Raw genomic sequence first — 20,824 nt, 5'->3', positions numbered from 1 at the left:
TAATCAGAAATCGGGCTTTAACAGCGATCGTAAGAACCCTCCGAACCCGTAGCGGCTTCTTCACAAACGATCTACCGCTAATTTTTGCTATTGAGTTCTTAAATTTAATGATAATTTGGGGGTTGGGATGAAGAGATCACATTGGGCAATTCATACGGCGGATTCTATCATGACGCGGACACCAAAGCTCTATGAGGATAAAGGCTATAACGGAGGCTGGACCTATGATTATGGCGTGGTATTGAATGGATTTGAATGGCTTTGGAAGCAAACGGGTGATTCAAAGTATCTGCAATTCATTCAAGATCATATGGACTACTTTATCCAGGAAGATGGCAGCGTTAAGGGCTACCACCTAGAGGAGTACAATATCGATCACATTAACAACGGGAAATTATTATTTACGCTATATAAAGAAACCAAGCAGGAAAAATATAAACAAGCGTCTACCTTATTAAGAAAGCAGCTAGAAACACATCCGCGAACCTCGGAAGGTGCTTTTTGGCATAAAAATATTTATCCTTATCAAATTTGGTTAGATGGTCTTTATATGGGTGCGCCATTCTATTTAGCCTACTTGCTAGCCTTTGAGGAAGGGGTGGGGCTTGAAGATGTGACGAAACAATTCATCTTGAGTGAGAAGCACACAAAAGACTCGGAAACGGGACTGCTATATCATGCTTGGGATGAACAGCGTGTTCAACCATGGTGTGACCCCGAGACAGGACTCTCTCCAAACTTCTGGGCGCGTTCACTTGGCTGGTATCTTATGGCATTAGTAGATGTTCTAGAATTATTGCCGAGTGAGCATTCGGATTATCCCGAATTGGTGCGTATCCTGAACGATACATTAACTGCCGTGAAAAAATATCAGGATGCTGAATCCGGAGTCTGGTATCAAGTGGTGAACCTGGGGGAACGCAAAGGGAATTATCTCGAGGCTTCTGCTTCCAGCATGATTGTATATGCTATGGCTAAGGGCATTCGTCTAGGCGTATTAGAGGCTAGTTGGTATGGAACGCTAGATTCAGCCTATCAAGGACTTATCTCAGAGTTTGTTCTTGAGACCAAAGAAGGCTGGGTCAATCTAAATAAAAATTGCCAAGTAGCAGGCTTAGGTGGAGCAGATCAACGCGACGGTACTTTCGCTTATTACATTAGCGAGCCTATTGTAACTAACGACCAAAAGGGTATCGGTGCTTTCTTGCAAGCTTGTGTGGAGTACGAACAATTAAGAGGCTGGATCTGATATAGAATAGGAGTGCTATAGAATGTCCGTATATAATATTGAGGATTTTGGAGCGCTTAAGAATAGCGGGAAGATAGCGACAGAAGCGATTGCGCGTGCGATTGAAGCGGCAAGTGAAGCAGGTGGAGGAACCGTTTATGTGCCAGCGGGTACTTACTTTACCGGTGCGATTGTTATGAGCAGCAATATAGAATTGAATCTAAGCCCTGGCGCAATCCTTTCCTTTAGCACAAATCCAGAAGATTACCCTGCGGTGGAATGTAGATGGGAAGGGGTGAAGCAGCAGGTTCATACTCCTTGTATTCATGGTAAAGGTTTAGTTAATATATCGATTACCGGAAGCGGAACTATTAATGGTAATGGTAAAGCATGGTGGGATGTATTTCGGAAACGACGCGAAGAGCTTCAGTATCCCCGACCGACTTTGATTGGTTTTGATAGCTGCCAGCGGGTAACCATTAAGGATGTTACGTTGCTGAATTCTCCAAGTTGGACCGTTAATCCAGTCAATTGCTACAATGTTACGATCGATAATCTGTCTATTCTGAACCCGGCTGATTCTCCGAATACAGATGGTATTAATCCTGAGTCTTGTACGAATGTTCGGATTAGCAACTGTAATATCGATGTGGGCGATGACTGTATTGCTATCAAAGCGGGAACTGAAGATACGAAAGAGCGCATTCCCTGCGAGAATATCACGATTACGAACTGCACCATGGTTCATGGTCATGGGGGAGTTGTGCTTGGTAGTGAAATGAGCGGTGATATTCGTAATGTAACCATCAGCAACTGTGTCTTTAAACAAACCGATCGTGGCATACGTATGAAATCAAGACGTGGACGCGGAGGTACGATTGAAGATATTCGGATCAGTAATATTGTTATGGAAGACGTCATTTGTCCGTTTACACTAAATCTATACTATTTCTGTGGACCACGTGGGAAAGAGAAGTATGTGTGGGACAAAAATCCTTATCCGATTACAGATGAAACGCCGTGTTTTAGAAGAATCCATTTTGCAAATATCACCGCACGTAATGTGCATGCTGCCGCGGGTTTCTTATACGGACTTGCGGAGCAGTATGTATCAGAGATTACTTTTACAAATGTTGATATCTCCATGGCGAGCAATGCGACTCCCGGGCATCCAGACATGATGACAGGAATCGAAAACATGAACAATCGCGGATTTTTCCTAGGCAATGCGAGGGATGTTCAATTTCAGCAAGTGACGATTGAGAATCATGAAGGGCCTGCATTTTACATTGAAAATGGCGAAGCCATAGAGATCATGAATTGTCGATCGAAGAATACGAGCAAGCCAGAACAGCTAGTAGAACAAGTTACAGTCTCACCTTCAGAACAGAATGTGTATACGTAGGGGAGAGCAGCATGGAGTCTGTTAAACTGAAGGAATTGTTAGGGGATCTTCCGACGGATAAGCCGATTACGGTAACTGTAATGAAGCAAGAAGAGCGGGACGGCTATCGCCTCGAATCCCTGATGCTTGATCTCAATGGAATTGAATGGGTGCCTGCTTATGTAGCCATTCCTTTGGATAGAGAAGGGCCGTTTCCGCTGGTTGTCTTTAATCATTCTCATGGAGGGAATTATGCGAATGGACGGAATGAGTTTGTTCGGAGTAGTTCATATTTGCAACAGCCCTCTTTTGCTAAAGCCCTAACGGAGATGGGGTATGCTGCATGCTGTATCGATATGTGGGGCTTTAATGAGCGTGGCGGCAAAACCGAAAGTGAGCTAGTCAAGGAAATGCTATGGCAGGGGCAAGTCATGTGGGGCATGATGCTGTATGACAATATTCGAATGCTAGATTACATGTGCCAGCGTAAGGATGTTGACGCGTCTCACATCGCAACAATCGGCATGTCCATGGGTGGTTTGATGGCATGGTGGATGGCTGCATTAGATGAACGGGTCGGGGTGATCGTAGACATCTGTGGTCAAGTAGATGCGCATACCTTAATTGCTGTAAGAGGACTAGATCATCATGGTTACTATTCTTATGTGCCGGGGTTATTAAAGCATTTTACAACGCTCGATGTACAAAAGAGGATCGTTCCTCGCCCGCGAATGAGCCTAGTAGGCAGAAACGATCGGCTATGTCCCATTGAAGGAGTAGAACTCTTGGATAAGGGGCTGTCCGAAGCTTACCAAACGGCAGGGAAATCAGAACATTGGCAACCTATCATTGCCAGTGGCGGGCATATGGAGACCTTGGAAATGCGGACCTTATGGCAGCAATTTTTGACGAAGCATCTCTAAAATTCATAGAAGGGAACAGAACCACGATGCTTGTAGTAGGCAAAGAATCTTTTTGTGATTATCACACCATCCAAGAGGCAATAGATTCGCTAGAACGTGAGCCATCTAGCCATGCGGATACGCTGTATATTTTGTCAGGTGTCTATAATGAGACTATTAGGATTTATCGTTCTTATCTAACGATCATAGGAATGGGCACCGTGGAAATAACCATGAATCGTTATGCGAAAGAGCTTGATGATTCTGGCGAAGAAATCAATACGTTTGCTACACCAACGTTATTTCTGGGAGGTAGCCATCTCGTTTTGGAGAACCTTATTATTACGAATAGTGCAGGGCAGGGAGACCATATAGGTCAAGCGGTAGCTGTCTATGCCCATTGCGACCAAACTGTGTTCAGAACTTGCACCTTTAAAGGGCATCAGGACACGTTGTTCACTGGGCCTTTACCGCCTGCGCCAAGAGAACGAGGGGCATTCGGAGGTATTCCGCTGAGAGAACATCATACCCATTATCGCCAGTTGTATCAGCATTGCTATATAGAAGGAACGGTCGATTTTATTTTTGGCGGTGCAACGGCTTATTTTGATCGGTGTGAAATCAGAAGTATACGTCATAATGAGAATCAAACAGGTTATGTAACAGCAGCTTCCACGCCCGAGGGACAGCCACATGGTTATATTTTTAAAAATTGCTTCTTAACAGCCGTCCCTGATATTGCTCCAGTGTTTCTAGGACGCCCTTGGCGTGAGTTCGCAAAGACAGCATTCGTGGGTTGCGAGATGGGCACGCATATTCATCCTTTGGGCTGGGACGACTGGAATAACGCCGCCAATGAGCAAACCGTTTGTTATCAGGAATATGGTGTGAAGGATGCCTCTGTGGTGCGTAAGCAACGTGTTCCCTGGGTAGATTGCTTGGAAAATGGGGAAGAGGCGCTGGAAAAAGAACATGTTTTTGCTGGAACGGATTTTTGGAGGTAGGGGTCAGGTGAATTAGACAAATCGTATAAGTAAAAAAGCGGCAGTCCTGGACGGGAGTAAAGGTCCTAAACTGCCGCTTTTATGTATGCTAACGTATTCCTCTTAGTTTAAACTTGGCACCATGCTAGATGTAATTGGCATTAAATCCTCATCTAATAAATATCTGCTTGACTTCATGCTCATTTATTTCCCGTATAGGTACATAACTATATTTTTTTTTATCATACAGTGGTCGTGGGTGAGGAACATAATATACCGGACGCTTTGCATACCTTTTATCATTTGATTTCAACACTTCATAGCAAAATATTCTTCTTTCTTTAAATGCATTTACTACATTGGAATTGCTTTTTTGCTGTTTAAGCATACCTAATTGTCCCTTCATTCCCCATCCGAGAAAAACGATATTTGCCTCTGAAATGGCTCCAGAAACAAAAGCCCAATTAATATCTTCATAAGTAAATTTCGCGTTATTTAAATTGCTACTTGAACCATCAATAAAACTAGAAATATTCACAACGTATAAGGCATTACAACATTGAACCTTTGCAACATCGATTAACTGCTCTACTGTCTCATCCGTTTGATTATGTGCTGCATTACTAGGATTCATCATAACGGCGGTAAGAATATCTCCTCCTTGTGCCCATCTCTTTTCTAAAAAATAACGTCGTGTGCCATTTATATCGAATACTGCCTTCCCTGTAATACCGGCAAATGTACCAATTTGAAAGGATAATTGTTTACTACTAGCTAGCTGCTCAAACCACAAATTTAATTTCCTCCTTCAACGGACCTTTTCGAGTACAGTATGGAATTCAATTCTTCGATTCACTTATAGTTATCTCTATGAAGATACTTGGAAGACCATGCATACTGAGTGCTTATAGACACCCGTGAATGTGCGCTTCGAGTATTTTTCTTATTGCAGAAGTTTTTTTCCGAAAGAACTACTTTGTAATTATTCCAATCTTATGAGATAATAAAGTTTTTCCGTTGATTCTTTTTTCATGGTATACGAGATATGCCTGATTAAATATTGGAGGTAGGCTTGTTGGCGACACAGTATCCTTTTGAATATGATCGGACTAGACCTTTTATGGAGCAAGTGGGGGAATGGGTCGGAGATGTATTCTATGAAATTCTTCCTGAAGCAGGATTTGAAGTTCGTGATGAACAGATCTACATGGCTTTTCAGGTGGAGCGAGCTTTTGCTGAAAAAAAGACGATTTTTGCTGAGGCAGGGGTCGGAACGGGTAAGACTTTAGTGTATTTGTTGTATAGCATTTGTTATGCGCGTTATAGGGGCAAACCTGCGATAATTGCTTGTGCGGACGAGTCGTTGATCGAGCAGCTTGTAAAGCCAGAGGGTGATATTGCCAAGCTTGCGAAGCATCTGAATATGAATATTGATGCCAGACTAGCGAAATCGCCTGATAAATATATGTGTCTGAAGAAGCTGGATCATGCTCGCAACAATGATGATGGGAGCTTGCCGCTTGAGAGTTTATATGGTACTTTGCCTGATTTTGTACACTCACATGCTCCGATGCAGCAGTTCCATGCCTATGGAGACCGTAGGGATTATCCAGATTTGAATGACGAACAATGGAATAAGATTAACTGGGATACGTTTCAGGATTGTTTTACTTGCGATATGCGTCATCGCTGTGGGCAGACGTTGTCTCGTGAGCATTATCGGAAGTCTAGTGACCTGATCATTTGTTCTCATGATTATTATATGGAGCATATTTGGACTTATGAAGCGCGTAAGCGTGAGGGTCAAATTCCTCTGCTTCCTGAGCATTGTGCAGTTGTTTTTGACGAAGGACATTTGCTAGAATCTGCTGCCATGAAGGCGCTCGGATATAAAATGAAGCATGTCGTCTTTGAAGAACTGATCTCTCGCCTTCTACAGAATGAGATTCGAGAGTCGCTCGCTGTACTTATCGATGAAGCGATTATGCAAAGTGAGCAGATGTTTAAATACATTCGTCGTCAATGCCGTAGTATCCCTGGATCCGATCGAAAAAGCATTGAGCTGAATGCACCGCTAATCCGAGAGGTACACCGTATGCGTAGTGTAATCGCCGCTATTGAGGAAGAGCTAGTATTCGAAAGTGGACTCTATACGATTGACGAATATCAATTGCGAATTGTGGAAGAACGGTTGGAGACTATAGAGATCGCTCTGCGATTGTTTGAGGATTCTGGTGCACTGATCTGCTGGGCGACGGAAGATAGTGATGGTCTAACGCTGTCCGTTATGCCGCGAAATGTTAAAGAAGTGCTCCAAGACAGCTTGTTCACGCAAAAAATACCAATCGTATTCTCTTCGGCTACATTGTCCGTGGATAAATCATTCCAGTACTTGAAGGATAGTCTTGGGATACACGACTTTCTGTCTTTCTCTGTAGACTCACCTTATGATTACGAGCACCAGATGAACGTCTATGTGCCAGAGCTTCGGAGGGGTGATTTTGCTGAAAAAATGGAGATCTCCATGAAGCTGATCCAGCAGACGGAAGGAAGAGCCCTGCTGCTGTTCCGTACTCGTGAGGAGCTCCTGCAGTTCAAGCAGCTCAACTCGCTGAGAGCAGAATCCAGCAGCTATTCTTTCCTCTATGAAGGAGACCAAGAGATCAGCTATTTGATCTCGGCTTTCCAACGGGATGAGCATAGTGTGCTTTGTGCGGTGACGCTATGGGAAGGACTAGATATACCAGGACCCTCACTATCTAATGTGATCATTTGGTCGCTGCCTTATCCTCCGCTTGACCCAGTATTTATGGCGAAACGGGCGGAAACATCCACTCCTTTTGAAGATGTGGATTTGCCTTACATGCTGCTAAGACTTAAACAAGGGATGGGGCGCCTGATCAGAACCGGTACGGACGAAGGAATTGTGACCGTACTTGCGGAAGCAGAAGGAGAACATCCAGTTCATGAATATATAACTTCTGTACTACCGAAGGGTACTAAGCTACAGAAACTTGAAGTTTAAAGTTAATTTAGAAACACAATCGCTCTTTCAGTGAAGTGGCTGCTCTGGCAGTTCCTTTTCACTTGAAGAGCTTTTTTTCGTGATTGTGAGGATATACCTGCAAAAATACATTTTTGTATGAGATAAATATCGCTAACTGACTCATTCCTGCGAATCTGCAGGTATTCTTGCTTCAGAAACACTTTTTAAACTGAATGCATGGGAATACCTGTATATTCGCAGTTTTCGACTATATAAAGATGAATTATGCATTGATAGCTGCACTTTTGCAGGAATTCTGATTCGTACATGGATTGGAGCTCATTAATTTTTGTGTGTACAAATTCAAGCATAAGGATTACTAATCTTACGGATAGTATATTGGTATTTAACTTTCGAGCCATGGCGTATTATTGTTGAGTCATGGGGGTACATACTTCCATCAACTAGAGATTTAAACAAGGGGTGTATGCAACATGGGGGAATCACAGCGATTGTACCAATCGAACAGTAAGAAACAAGTTGGTTTTGCACTTGGTATTGGATTAACCTTAATCATTGCATTAGTTGCAAAATATTTAGCAGGCTTTCCATTTCTCTCTATTATGGGCCAATTGGTCATTGCCATCTTAATCGGAATTATTTGGCGGGCAACCGTCGGGGTGCCGTGCACACTCACTCAAGGGACTGATTTTTCCAGCAAAAAGCTGCTTCGTCTGGGGATTATCCTACTTGGTATGCGGCTTAATCTAATGGATATCGTTGCTGCAGGTCCGCGGGTATTTCTAATGGCTGTTATCGTGATCGTATTTACGATCTCTGTTGTATACGGACTTGCTCGACTGTTCAAAGTTGATAAGAGACTCAGCATCTTAACCGCCTGCGGAACAGCGATTTGCGGTGCGGCGGCAGTGGTGGCGATTGCTCCACAAATCAAAGCCAAAGATGACGAAACGGCCATTGGTGCTGCAATAGTAGCTATTTTAGGTACAATATTCACGCTGCTTTACACTTTTCTGTATCCTTTTCTGGGCTTATCGGATCTTGGTTACGGGGTATTCTCGGGAGCGACTTTACACGAAATTGCTCACGTCATCGCGGCTGCTGATGCAGGAGGGAATGCAGCGGTGGATATGGCGGTAATCGTTAAATTGACTCGGGTTGCCTTGCTCGTTCCTGTCGCTATCTTAATTGGGATTTGGACGAATCGCGCAGAAAGAAAAGCGCAGGGCGGACAGTCCAAAACATCGTGGAAAAGCATTCCGATCCCTTGGTTTATATTAGGATTTCTACTTGTCAGTGGTGTGAATTCCTTAGGGATCGTATCCGCATCAGTGGCAAATGGAATTGTTACGATGGCTTATATGTTAATCGCTATGGCTATGGCTGGTCTTGGCTTAAACGTAGATTTGGCGGCATTTAGACGGCTCGGGATGAAGTCTTTTGCAGCGGGGCTGATAGGTTCGGTCTTATTATCATTACTTGGATTTATGTTAGTTCACTTGTTAGCATTGGCATGATTATAAGCATGTATTCGCATTCCTCCTCTTTATCAATTGTGGCCTGATAGATTTCATTATTGATGAATAATTACATTTGTGAAAATGATGACGTTTCGACTTGGCGGGGAGAGCGAAGCTAGCATTGCATTAGAGAAATCTAAGTGACCATTTCCCGGAAAATAATTGAATCTTTTTAAAGACGCAGGGTGGAGAACTCTGCGTCTTTTTTTGCTGTGGGCTACAGCCATTCTTCTTTTAACAAAGCTTTGAGAAGCTCTACGTTAGCTGCCCCAAGCTTGTCAGCAATTCTCTGCTCTAATTCGATTTTGGTGATCATCATTCTTTGATTGCATTCGATCCCCTTCTGGGTAAGGATGATATTTTTGTCACGCTGATTTCCTTCAACTTCAACCGCCTCTACATAGTCACGGGATAACAGTCCTTGAATGCTTTTATGTGTACCCTGCCTAGAAATATTAATAATTCTACTGATTTCCGAGATCGAGAGCATTTGATGTGCTTCAAGAACGGCTAGGATATGAGATTCAGTTTTGTTGATTTGATCAGGATCTTGGTCGGTCACTATTTTACGTAAGACTAGATGCTTCTCACTAAGTAAATCAATTAGATTCATTTCTTGCAGATGGTTGTCCATGTGAACACTCCTAAATCATCGCTCATTAATCCAAGTATAAGTCATTTGTGTTTATTGTCAACTTGGTTGACTTAATTTAAAACGCTGTGTTATTGTAATCCAAGTTGACAATATACAGATAAAAGGAGCTTGATGATGGGAAGAAACAAAAAAGAAGCATTATTATTTACGTTCATCATGTGTGCATTGATGGTACTTGGAATGAGTATTTACAATGTAGTGCTGATGGAGGGGTGGTCAGGATCTGTAATTACTGATGTGATCATCGGTTACTTACCGGCATTTATAGTCGCATTCATTCTAGATATATTTGTTGTTGGTAAGGTTGCGAAGGGAATCGCGCATAAGCTAGTTAAAGAGAATGATCCGATGATTAAAAGAATCATGTTCATATCCTTTTTTATGGTAACTGGAATGGTACTGTTTATGTCCTTCTATGGCGCAGTTCTACATGTCGGATTCTCCTCAGAATTACCGATGGCTTATCTGTCTGCCGTAGGTAAGAATTTCATTGTTGCACTTCCGTTGCAAATTATTCTAGTTGGGCCGCTCACACGATTTATATTTGTAAAGATTACGCCAGCTGTTACTGCATAGAGAATGTTTACATCACCATTACGTAAATCTACAGGTTTGATAATACTATTACTCTATATTGATAGAAACTATTAATAGGAGTGAAAATCTACTTGAAACCCACAGGTAAAGCAATTGTATCCCTTATGCTTACAGCTGAGATATTGTTAGGCTCCGCTTGGATGGCAGGTCCAGCAGTGGCAGCATCCGTTCAATCAGGTACACCTTATACTGCGGACGGTAAATACGATGTTAGCATTCCCCATATTGTTGTTAATCAAGTGTACGGTGGGGGAAATACTGCCGATGCATCAGGTGGATATTTCTCGAAAGGTTACGTTGAGCTATATAATCCGACGGATTCAGATGTGAGTCTGGCGGGGTGGTCTGTACAATATTCGGATCCTAAGCTCGCTGGACAATGGAGTAAGCTGGATTTGAACGGAACGATTAAGGCTCATTCCTCTTATCTCATTACCGATGATGCCAATAACCAGGATCACAAAAACGATATCAGTACTAAAGGTGATCAGTCTTGGCCGGGGATGTATTTTAATAATAGTGGCATGAAGGTTGTACTGCTAAGTAGTACAGAATTGTTGCAGGTTGTGAATCCATTTCAAACGAAACCAAGCAGCTACGTGGACATGATTGGTACAGCGTCTAACAATAAAAATGCAACGATTGATGGATATGAAGTGGATTACCCGACTGGCGATACCGGAGGTACCTCCAAGAAAAAGTCCGTTCGTCGTGTTGATTTTGTGGATACAGACAACAACAAAGTAGATTTCAAACAAATTAGCTTTGATTCCCTTGATGCTTCAACTCTGGCATTGGCTAAGCCACATAACAGTGCAGATGGACAATGGAGTGTGAAAGTGTCTGAACTAGGCATCTCGACCAAGAGTCTTTCAGAGGCAAAAGCTGGATCTCCTTATTCGGTGACATTATCTGTTTATGGGGGTGTACAGCCTTATTCTTATGAAGCTGCTGGTCTACCGGACGGATTATCGATAGATGCTACATCCGGGAATATTAGCGGAACGCCTTCGAAAGTAGGAGCGGCTACCGTCAGTATCGCCGTGTATGATAGCTCGACGCCTCGCATGAAGACTGAAGCTGTACTCTCTCTAAATGTGGCGGAAGCTGGAGGTCCGGTAACTCCGGATCTGCTTAGCGTAACTAAGATCGGTGGTTATTCTGTAGGAGTGACCAACAAAGATGGCGGCGTGGCGGAGATCGTGATATTTAACCGCGATAATGGCAAGTTCTATCTCGTTAATGGTTCATCTCATCCTGCCACAGTCGATATTGTGAATCTCAAGAACCCTTCTAATCCGCAAAAAGAATATAGTATTAACGTAGAGCAGCTATCTGAAGTGGATGGATTTACATACGGTGACCTAACGAGTGTAGATATCAATACAACTACTAAGCGGATCGCCGTAGCCATTCAAGAAGAAGACGCCATGAAGAATGGTAAAGTTCTTGTACTTGACTATGATGGAAAATTGTTAGCTTCATATGAATCGGGAGTTCAACCGGACATGGTGAAGTATACCGATGATGGCCGTTACATTTTGACAGCCGACGAAGCGGAACCACGCACTACAGCAGGCGATCCTGAAGGTAGTGTAACGATCATTGATACGCTTAAGAACACTTCGATTCAGGTTAAGTTCGATAATCCCGATGTAATTGACGATCTTGTCCATATTCGTGGAGCAGCTGATCCGATAAACAAACAGATTACGGGCAAAGGAGAAAAGAAGGATGTGGTACGTGATCTGGAGCCGGAATTTGTGGTGCTCTCTGATGACCAGACCATTGCCTATGTAGCACTACAAGAAAATAATGCGATTGCCGCCATCGATATTGCCTCCAAGAAGGTTCTTTGGGTCAAAGGATTAGGCTTCAAGGATTTGAGTGTGAGTCTTCCAAAAAATGCTCTGGACCTGGTAAAAGATAATAAAGTGAATTTAGAAAATGTTCCATTCTTCGGTACGTTTATGCCTGATGGTATAGATCAGTACACGGTCGGAGGCAAGACTTATCTGTTCACGGCCAACGAAGGTGACGCAACGGAATGGGATAGTAAAGTGAACGTGAGCACGGTCAAAAAAATGAAGGGCTCGCTAAACCCGGAATCAGATGCGGCAAAATTTCTGAATGAAAATAAAGATAAATACGATAGCGTAGAAGTAATGTCTGACATGGGCAATGATGGGATTTACTTATACGGTGGCCGTTCGTTTTCCATTTGGGAAGCAGATTCTATGAACCAGGTTTACGATAGTGGAAGCGACTTTGAAAAGATTACCGGTGAACGTTTGCCAGAATATTTCAATGCAAGCAATAGTAACACGACTATGGATAACCGCAGTACGAAAAAGGGACCTGAACCTGAGTATGTCAAGGTAGGTAAGGTTGGACAAAAGGCGCTGGCCTTCATTGGTCTTGAGCGAATCGGCGGTCTAATGACTTATGAAGTGACGAATCCACTGGAGCCGAGTTTTGTGAACTATATCAATACACGTGATTTTACATCTGCGAACACCCTGGAGACGGACACTGCTCCAGAAGGAATCGAATTTATCCCGGCGACGTCAAGCCCGACAGGACTTCCTTTAGTTCTCGTTGCGAATGAAGTTGGTGGTACTGTGGCTATCTATCAGTTGAATGTAACGAAGATTACACTGAACCAGACTTCTCTGTCATTGAAGGTTGGTGAAGCTTCGGCAATGCTTGAGGCTAGCGTTGCTCCTGCTGAAGGTGGATCGAATGCGGTGACTTGGAGTTCTTCGAATCCGAGTGTTGCTTCCGTTGATAGCAACGGTAAGGTAAACCCTTTGACAAAAGGAACGGCGGTTATCTCTGCATTCAGCGCAGATGGCTATGGTGTAGCTGAATCGACGGTAACGGTAGCTGCGGCTGATCCGGTCACTACAAATCCGGGGCCAGGTACTACGGTAACGCCTAAAGATCCAGTTAAAGAGGTAACAACACCAGCTGTAACCACAGAAGGTAATAAGATTATTGTAGAGATTAAGGCTTCTAAGGATGCAGAAGGCAAGTTAGTGGCTTCCATAACTTCGGATATGGTTACTGAGGCACTTAAGTCTCTGGCGAATAATGCCAACGGTCAGTTGGTATTCCGCGCTAAGGTAGATACGGCTGCGGGTGGAGTTACATTGAACATCCCATCGAATACTTTTACGGCACTTGCAGGTAGTGCTGCAAAGTCGGTAGTGTTCGAAGCAGGAATCGGTACGATAACGTTGGATCGTAATGCACTCTCAGCTGTGAACACAGCAGCAAAGGGTGAGGACATTAAACTGTCCATTAGTAGTGCAGACACTGATGGGAAAGGCAAAGCTCAGGCTGTGATTGGCAGCCGACCAGTCTTAAGTCTAGGGATTGTCGCAGGAAGCCAGCCTATTTCTAATCTAGGTGCTGGTTTTGCGACAATAACAGTGCCTTATACACTAGCAGCAAATGAGGATGCTAACGCAGTCGTAGCTTATGATTTGACGAATGCGGGTCAAGCGGTTGTACTGGCAGGCAGCAGTTATAACGCAGCAACGGGACAATTGATTTTCCGAACTTCCCAATTCTCCACGTATGCAGTAGGGTACAACAAAGTGAGCTTCTCTGATATTGGAAGCAGCTTTGCTAAGGATTCTATTACTTATTTGGCCGCTCGTGATGTAATCACTGGCATCGGTGAAGGTAAATTCGGATCTAAGAGTCAACTAACCAGAGCAGATGTTACCTTGCTCTTAGCTCGCTTGGCTGGTGCTGATCTTAGCGCAGAAGGAGCAGGAAACTTTACAGATGTTAAAGCTGACGATTATTATGCGGCAGCGGTAGCTTGGGCTAATCGCGAGGGAATTGTTACCGGTGTGAGTGAAGGACAATTTGATCCTCGGGCAAATGTAACTCGCGAGCAGCTTTCTGTTATGATCGTACGATTAGCAAAAGCTATGAACTGGACATTGCCTGTAAGTGGCGACGGTTCAGCTTTTGCGGATCAGAAGTTGATAAGCTCTTATGCTCTGGAAGCAGCCACAGCTGCTCAGCAGGCAGGAATTATTTCAGGAAAGCCCGCTGCAGGTAGTTCGGCGCTTAATTTTGCTCCAAAAGAAAAAGCGACTCGTGAAGAAATAGCTCAAATGCTAGCGAAACTGTTAAAGCTCAGTCAATCATAAGCTATCATCAGATTTCTTGATGATAATACAAACGCTCTCCAATGCCATTATGGGCAAAGGAGAGCGTTTTGTTCTATGACCGCTTTTTTACAGGTTCGAGCAGATTTAATACATACTGATTTCCGTTGCCTTTGGGATTATCGTTTCGGATATGCTCCTCGAGACATAATCTTGAATTGTGGTCAGCTTGATAATCCATGTTATTATCCAAAAAACTCATTAGTGCTTGCCATGAGCCAAAGATATCATCACTGCTTTCGGTCATGGCATAGAGACCGCCGTCGAAACGTATCTCTTTAAGGTGGGCTGGTATTTCAACATTTTCAGGAATGGAGGCACAGAATCCGTAGCCATAAGGCTTATTCTCTCCGCTAGGGTGCGGATTCGTATTCCCACCAAATAGACGTGCTGTCCCCAAGAGATGATTAGTTTCCAACCATTCCACGATGGGTACCATAGCTTCATCCTCTGGTGAGGTACTGACCGCAACATTATAGGCAAATCTCATAGGTGGAAGTGTAATGAATCTTACATGGATAGGTGGAGAGTGTTTAATCGTTGTCATAGATACAACCTCCTCATTCTCATTCATATCATCCAATGTATTGCATGACTCTGCGTTCAACGCTAATAACAAATGGTTAGTTATGGGTTCCTCCATACGTGCAGATATTAATTGTAAAAAAAAGTGGATCTCGCGTTCCTTTAGTGTAAGTTCAGATTTCTCATTATGAATTGAAGCGGACTGCTGAAGGAGTGTTTCATACAAGGAGTGAACGGACATGTTCTGCAGGACGGTTCCGATATCCTTAATACTAATATCCAGCTTTCTTAATAATGCGGTGATTCGAATGGCGAGGATTGCGTGCTCATCATAAATTCGCCAACCCGAGCTAGCCTCTCGGTGACTTTCAAACAATCCTTGTGCTTCCCAGTGACGCAACGTCCGACTCGTCAGCCCTATTTGCGTAGAAAGCTTATCAATGGTCACAAATCCACTCATAGACAACTCCCGTTCTATAGATTGATAAGGCGCCCTATGAGAAGTATTTTAGCACTTAACGTTGCGTCAATTGCAAGGACTTAATTGTGTCTGAATATTCGATATAATTTTACATTTCTCATACAAAACTGTGCCCGGTATTTAATATCCAGCTTCTACAATTTAGATATTAGTAAAAAGTACCTATTGCCATATGAGGCTTTATACGGAGGATGATATTGTTGAAGGCTAGGTCTATGCATCTATCAATGAAATGGAAGTTGATCTTGAGTTTTTCTGCCGTGGTACTATTCTTTTTAGGAGTAGCGCTATACCAAAACTATAAAATCAAACAAGTAGAAATCTCTATGGAAACGCAAAAAATGGAGATGGAAAAAAGAATTACAGTATCAACCATTACTCAACTGCTTCAAGAAATGAACGGTGTGGAGAGCTCTCTAGCGGGCTCTAGCGATTTAGAGTTTACCCAACCTTTTAAAGACAAACAGACAAAGTTAATGGAACAATTGGGAAAAGTGAAATTTGATGCCGATTCGCCAGCATCTAAGGAGTTAGAACAGTTACATAATCAACTTGGAGCATATACAGGCTATTTTGACGGATTAGTAAATACCATAAAGAACGAGCAGCTTGATCCTATGGCCGTTTTGGAACGAATAGATGAATTACATACGAAGGCAGTGGCTATGAGTAAATCCATGCTGGAGACCAATGAGAAACTAAATGCCGCAGCAGCAGAGAACGCAGAGAAGGCCCAAGATTATTCTTTTGATTTATTAAATCTGACAAGCTCTATGGGTGCTTATGCAGCAGTACTAGTATTCATTTTCACGCTTGTTATTGCTGTTATGCTTATACGTTCTTTTCTCAACCCTATAAATAAGCTGCAAGTGGCTCTACGAAAAATTGCTGAGGGAGACTTGCGGCAGCAGATTAATTCGCCTTATAACGATGAGCTAGGGAGTCTGAGTCATCATTTTGACCATATGGTATTGCGGGTACGGGAGATGCTTCAGCAGACGCAATCTGTAGCTTCTTCGCTCGCGACTTATTCGCACTCTTTTCAACAATCCTCATCTATTACTGCCCATACCAATCAAGAAATCGTAAGCACCATACAGGAAATCTCTGTAGGGGCTGAGCAGCAGGCTGGACAATCTGAGCAGAGCGCAAGCTTGATTCAGGAATTGGAACGGGAAGTTTATGAAATTACGGAATATACCGAGGTTATGCTGTCGACCAGTCAAACGGCTAATCACAATACTCGAAAAGGCTCCGAATCCGTCATCGCCTTACGCGAGGTATCGGAACACTCACGTGAATCTGTGAATAAGGTGTATCTCGCTTTAACCAAATTGAGCGACCAGTCGAAGGATATCTCCAGAATAACCAAATCGATTACAGACATTTCTAACCAGACCAATATTCTCTCTCTAAATGCAGCGATTGAAGCGGCACGGGCGGGCGCCTATGGGAAGGGATTTGCTGTTATAGCTGATGAAGTGAGACAATTATCGGATCAGACCAAAGAGTCCTCTGTCCATATCAGTCAGATTATTAATGAGCTGCAAGCCGGGATGGATGAATTTCAGCAATATATGCTGGAGACCAAAGGAAACCTTGAAGAGCAGGATCAAAAAGTGGAAGAAACGTTGTCATCATTTGAAGCGATAGACCTGTCGATTGTTGAGATCAGCAAGCAAATTGGGCAAATCCATGACAAGGTAGATATGACACAGACTATGAATCGTAGGCTTGCGGAGTCCGTTCACAACGTGGCTGCTATTGCGGAGGAAACTGCGGCAGGGGTCCAGGAAGTGAATGCCTCTAGCGTGCAGCAGGACAACGCGATCCGCGACATTGCCCGTCAAGCTGTTGAGATTAATGAGATTTCGCAAAAATTGTTCAAGGAAATCAACGTTTTTAAGATTAATTCGGATATAGTGGATGAGAATATCGCTGGAGATGACAGTGACTCATCTGGCGATGAAACGCCTGAGGAGCGTGCTTATTTAACAATCTCCGCATAAGGTGAGGGTTGAATGAATGCTCGCTCGCACATAGGGATCGACTTGATTTACTAATTCCGTAACGTAAAAAGGTAGCTTAGAGGGTCGGCCATCTTACTACCTTTTTTGCGCGTTAAGTGTACTTAATGCAACTATAAATGTTTGTGTTTACCTCAATGAGTGTTTAATTGTACTTAGTGCAGTTATTTCTACGAGAAATGGCTATTAGCGGTGTTTAGCTAGTTTTTTAATTGCACTGAATACAACTAAAGTCGAGCATAAGCTGAGTTGACTCGATATAGTTGTATAGATTGCAGTTATCTGAACTTTTTAGGTTAGCATTTGAATCGAAAAAAGCTGCCGCCTTCGTAGAAAAGTCTAGTGGGACTTCTACTTAGGGGCAGCTTTTTTTGCATAAGTAAATGAGGAAGGATGAGGTGTGTAGTGTGAGTTATTCCTCGTAGGTTTTGTTTAGGGAGCGGACTAGCTCTGGGAGCCAGTCTTTTAAAATGAGAAACTTGTACCCCTCCGACTGGGCTTTGTTCGTATTCATATACCAGGATTGTTCAATCCCGAATGGTGACATATGCTCGTCTTCGGTTTGGGTCTGGATGATGGCTTGTTTCTCTGTTTCTGCTTCAATCATTGTGAGAATATCCTTAATTCTAACCGTGCCGTCTGAGCAAGCGTTGAAAGGTCCTGTCACAGTGGAGCTACAGCCGAGCCAATACAGGAAATCAGCGGCTTCGTCCGAACGGATAAAGGAGATATGAGCTTCGGGATTTGGAATCCCGATAGGTAACACGTTACGGACATGTTCAATATGAAAATGAAGTCTTCGCGTATAGTCATCTGTTCCCAGTACAATAGGAAAGCGAACGGCGGCGACTGGGAAGGTGGCTTGCTGCATGAAGACGGCTTCTGCAAGTCTTTTTCCCTCCTGATAGGTGAAATCATTTCGTCCTCCGTAGTGGATGGGGTATGTTTCAGGATCAAAAATGTCCTCGGTTAGTGCTTCTTCGCTGGAATCGTATACGGATAGGCTTGAGGTGAGAATGTACCGTTTTGTTTTACCGTCAAAAATACGGGATGCCTGATCCGCTTCATCTGGTGAATAACAAATATTATCGTAAATGATATCCCATAGTGTATCTCCTACCGCCTGAGCGAGCTCGCTTCGTTGGAAACGGTCCGCATGGATTCGTTGGACGCGGTCTCCAAAGGGATCGCTAGTTTCCCCGCGTGTCAGTATCGTTACATCATTCGCGGAATCCTGTTGCAAACGTTCGACTAACCTTTTTCCAAAAAAGCGCGTGCCGCCTATGATAAGAATCTTCCTCATATTATGCCACTCCTAACTAAGATTAATGGTTATTAATAAGTCTATAAAAGGCTTCCGTTAGAAAGCCGGGAGATTGTGCTTTGAAGAGCGTCGCATAAGATATGTAAGGAGACTTAATTCGTGTGATTGTACTTTGTGCAATAGAAATCAAACTACAATGGACAATATTTGATTCTATTGCACTTTATACAATCAAACGATGAGGAATTTACTTTAAACATACTTTTCTTAAGAATCTATTGCAGATAGTGCAGCAGATTCGTTTTTTAGCGACTCACCAACCCACCAAACTCACACACAACCATTCAACTCATCCAACCCAACACACCTATCTCACCACAGCAAACCTAATTTACGCTTTTCAAAACTTATTTTTGTTCGCTTATTACGTAACCTGCTGCATTTAGCTAAGCGTTCTCCAGCATTACGAGATAGCTTTACAAAAAAACTAAGCCGCCATCCGCATTCCAGGCTCGGCAAAACTCCAGCCCGTGGAGCTGAATCCGCCACACTGCAAAGATTGAACGCTCTGGAAGCTCTGGAAGCTCTGGAAGCTTTGGCTAGACACGGCCATTACTGCTTCCTGTTCTTCATCTGCAAGGACAAGCTCAATCAGCTCAGCAATTTGCCCTTGTTCATACGCAACTGATAGACGACCCAAGGTAATCTGTAATTCTGTATCCTGCGATAAGGCGGGGCCATCGGCTTGAAGAAGCTCTTGCCTTACGGCAGGGAGAGCTTGCCGTGCTCGATGCAAAGCAGCTTTGACGGCTCCCTCCGTGGTGCCGAGAATTTCGGCAGCTTCCATTCCGGAGTGTCCGAATACATCTCGAAGTAGGAACACTGCTTGCTGCAGAGGAGATAAATGCTCCCTCAAAGCTTGAAAAGCAGCCTCAATCTCAAATGAACCGTGACCTGCGGCTTCCTCTACCCGAGATTGATCCATTTCCAGCAATCGCGACAACGTCGTTTTTCGCCGCATCATATCTATCCAGGTATTTCTGGCAATCCGCAGGAGCAGTGCCTCAGGATTCGGATGATTCATTTGATTTGTATTGTTCATTTGATTTATTTGTTTCGAATTTTGCATATAACCCAGCACCTTGACCCACGTATCCTGAGCTAAGTCTTCGGCTTCCCAAGGGGAATGTGTCAATGCAAGGCAGTACCGCTTCAGGGCCATTTGCAAAGACTTGGTATTATTCTCATCCGGTTCATGGCCGGCGATAAGCTTTTCAAGGATGATCACTCTGCATAACCTCTTTTCCGGTAAAGTGATTTCGGTTACTTCTAATAATAAACGAATGAGCTTCAAATTAAGATACGCAATAATAAAAATAATATTTTGCTCGCCTAACGTATCCTATCCAAAGACTAATCCGTTTACAGGGTAGCTTTCAAAATATATTAACGGATGGAGGTCGTATACGCATGGCGTACATTCCTTATGTCATTGAACAAACGAATCAAGGGGAGAGATCCTACGATATTTATTCGCGGCTGTTGAAGGATCGAATTGTGTTTGTAGGGGCGGAGATTGAGGATCAATTGGCTAACAGTATTGTTGCCCAGCTGCTTTTCTTATCGGCAGAGGATCCAGATAAAGATATACACATGTATATCAATAGTCCGGGGGGCTCCATCACGGCGGGATTCAGTATTTATGACACGATGCAGCTCATTAAGCCGCAGGTGAATACGATTTGCACTGGTATGGCGGCTTCCTTTGGTTCTCTACTATTGTTAGCAGGGGCCAAAGGTAAACGTTATGCGCTGCCGAACAGCGAGATCATGATCCATCAGCCGCATGGTGGGGCACAGGGTCAGGCTAGTGATATTGCGATTAGAGCCAAACGTATTTTGAAGCTAAGGGAAGTCCTTGTCCAAATTACAGCGGACCGAACCGGACAGACGGTGGAGAAGGTGCTACAGGATATGGATCGGGATTATTTCATGTCAGCTGATGAAGCGGTGGAGTACGGGATTATCGACAAAGTCATCACAAATCTGTAAGACGAAGGAGTG

Annotated in this window: 15 protein-coding genes; 10 read left to right on the top strand and 5 right to left on the bottom strand. The window is 43.5% G+C overall.

From position 1 onward, the window contains the following. Positions 1-127 precede the first annotated feature (127 nt). Genes NSS67_RS24010 through NSS67_RS23995 form a run of 4 tightly spaced genes read left to right on the top strand, consistent with a single transcriptional unit; the run spans position 128 to position 4,518 of the window. Positions 128-1,249 carry a glycoside hydrolase family 88 protein gene (locus tag NSS67_RS24010; protein ID WP_339316140.1) on the top strand — a complete coding sequence of 374 codons (1,122 nt, stop codon included), beginning with the start codon at positions 128-130 and terminating at the stop codon, positions 1,247-1,249. A gap of 22 nt (positions 1,250-1,271) precedes the next feature. Continuing rightward, positions 1,272-2,633, top strand: coding sequence for a glycoside hydrolase family 28 protein (locus tag NSS67_RS24005; protein ID WP_339316138.1), 1,362 nt, complete (start codon positions 1,272-1,274; stop codon positions 2,631-2,633). A gap of 11 nt (positions 2,634-2,644) precedes the next feature. Beyond that, positions 2,645-3,535 (top strand): prolyl oligopeptidase family serine peptidase, encoded by an 891-nt coding sequence (locus NSS67_RS24000; RefSeq protein ID WP_339316137.1) that lies wholly within the window; start codon positions 2,645-2,647, stop codon positions 3,533-3,535. Next, a complete protein-coding gene (locus NSS67_RS23995) occupies positions 3,505-4,518 on the top strand; it encodes a pectinesterase family protein (protein ID WP_339316136.1) in 1,014 nt (337 codons plus the stop codon). Before NSS67_RS24000 ends, NSS67_RS23995 begins: the two co-directional genes overlap by 31 nt. 148 nt (positions 4,519-4,666) lie before the next feature. On the opposite strand, the gene NSS67_RS23990 is transcribed toward NSS67_RS23995, so the two are convergent. Then, positions 4,667-5,290, bottom strand: coding sequence for a DUF1643 domain-containing protein (locus tag NSS67_RS23990; protein ID WP_339316135.1), 624 nt, complete (start codon positions 5,288-5,290; stop codon positions 4,667-4,669). A 327-nt stretch (positions 5,291-5,617) separates the two neighbouring features. Here NSS67_RS23990 and NSS67_RS23985 point away from each other — a divergent pair, with 327 nt between their 5' ends. Together NSS67_RS23985 and NSS67_RS23980 are read left to right on the top strand one after the other, a co-directional pair. After that, positions 5,618-7,522, top strand: a complete 1,905-nt coding sequence (locus NSS67_RS23985) for an ATP-dependent DNA helicase (RefSeq protein ID WP_339320686.1) — start codon at positions 5,618-5,620, stop codon at positions 7,520-7,522. Positions 7,523-7,977: 455 nt separating this feature from the next. Next, entirely contained in the window at positions 7,978-9,021 is a 1,044-nt protein-coding gene (locus NSS67_RS23980; RefSeq protein WP_339316134.1) for a YeiH family protein, read from the top strand. A gap of 220 nt (positions 9,022-9,241) precedes the next feature. Here NSS67_RS23980 and NSS67_RS23975 read toward each other — a convergent pair whose 3' ends face one another. Beyond that, positions 9,242-9,658: a helix-turn-helix domain-containing protein gene (locus NSS67_RS23975; RefSeq protein WP_339316133.1), complete on the bottom strand. Its 417-nt coding sequence runs from the start codon at positions 9,656-9,658 to the stop codon at positions 9,242-9,244. Between the two features lie 132 nt (positions 9,659-9,790). Between NSS67_RS23975 and NSS67_RS23970 the strand changes: the two genes are divergently transcribed. Further along, positions 9,791-10,255, top strand: a complete 465-nt coding sequence (locus NSS67_RS23970; protein WP_339316132.1) for a DUF2798 domain-containing protein — start codon at positions 9,791-9,793, stop codon at positions 10,253-10,255. A gap of 92 nt (positions 10,256-10,347) precedes the next feature. Then, positions 10,348-14,445, top strand: coding sequence for a choice-of-anchor I family protein (locus tag NSS67_RS23965; RefSeq protein WP_339316131.1), 4,098 nt, complete (start codon positions 10,348-10,350; stop codon positions 14,443-14,445). A 73-nt stretch (positions 14,446-14,518) separates the two neighbouring features. Here the strand turns inward: NSS67_RS23965 and NSS67_RS23960 are convergent, their stop codons facing one another. Continuing rightward, on the bottom strand, positions 14,519-15,448 hold the full coding sequence (locus NSS67_RS23960; RefSeq protein ID WP_339316130.1) for a MerR family transcriptional regulator: 930 nt from the start codon (positions 15,446-15,448) through the stop codon (positions 14,519-14,521). A 248-nt stretch (positions 15,449-15,696) separates the two neighbouring features. Here NSS67_RS23960 and NSS67_RS23955 point away from each other — a divergent pair, with 248 nt between their 5' ends. Then, on the top strand, positions 15,697-17,478 hold the full coding sequence (locus NSS67_RS23955; RefSeq protein WP_339316129.1) for a methyl-accepting chemotaxis protein: 1,782 nt from the start codon (positions 15,697-15,699) through the stop codon (positions 17,476-17,478). Positions 17,479-17,908: 430 nt separating this feature from the next. Here the strand turns inward: NSS67_RS23955 and NSS67_RS23950 are convergent, their stop codons facing one another. Continuing rightward, a complete protein-coding gene (locus NSS67_RS23950; RefSeq protein ID WP_339316128.1) occupies positions 17,909-18,799 on the bottom strand; it encodes an NAD-dependent epimerase/dehydratase family protein in 891 nt (296 codons plus the stop codon). 448 nt (positions 18,800-19,247) lie between these two features. After that, positions 19,248-20,048 (bottom strand): RNA polymerase sigma factor, encoded by an 801-nt coding sequence (locus NSS67_RS23945; RefSeq protein WP_339316127.1) that lies wholly within the window; start codon positions 20,046-20,048, stop codon positions 19,248-19,250. Between the two features lie 182 nt (positions 20,049-20,230). On the opposite strand from NSS67_RS23945, the gene clpP reads away from it, so the two are divergent. After that, positions 20,231-20,812, top strand: a complete 582-nt coding sequence (gene clpP, locus NSS67_RS23940; RefSeq protein WP_339316126.1) for an ATP-dependent Clp endopeptidase proteolytic subunit ClpP — start codon at positions 20,231-20,233, stop codon at positions 20,810-20,812. Positions 20,813-20,824 lie beyond the last annotated feature (12 nt).

Source organism: Paenibacillus sp. FSL R10-2734, assembly GCF_037963865.1.
GTDB lineage: Bacteria > Bacillota > Bacilli > Paenibacillales > Paenibacillaceae > Paenibacillus_AQ.
Note: the sequence above shows the minus strand (reverse complement) of the source record. Positions and strands in the feature narration are given on the sequence as shown.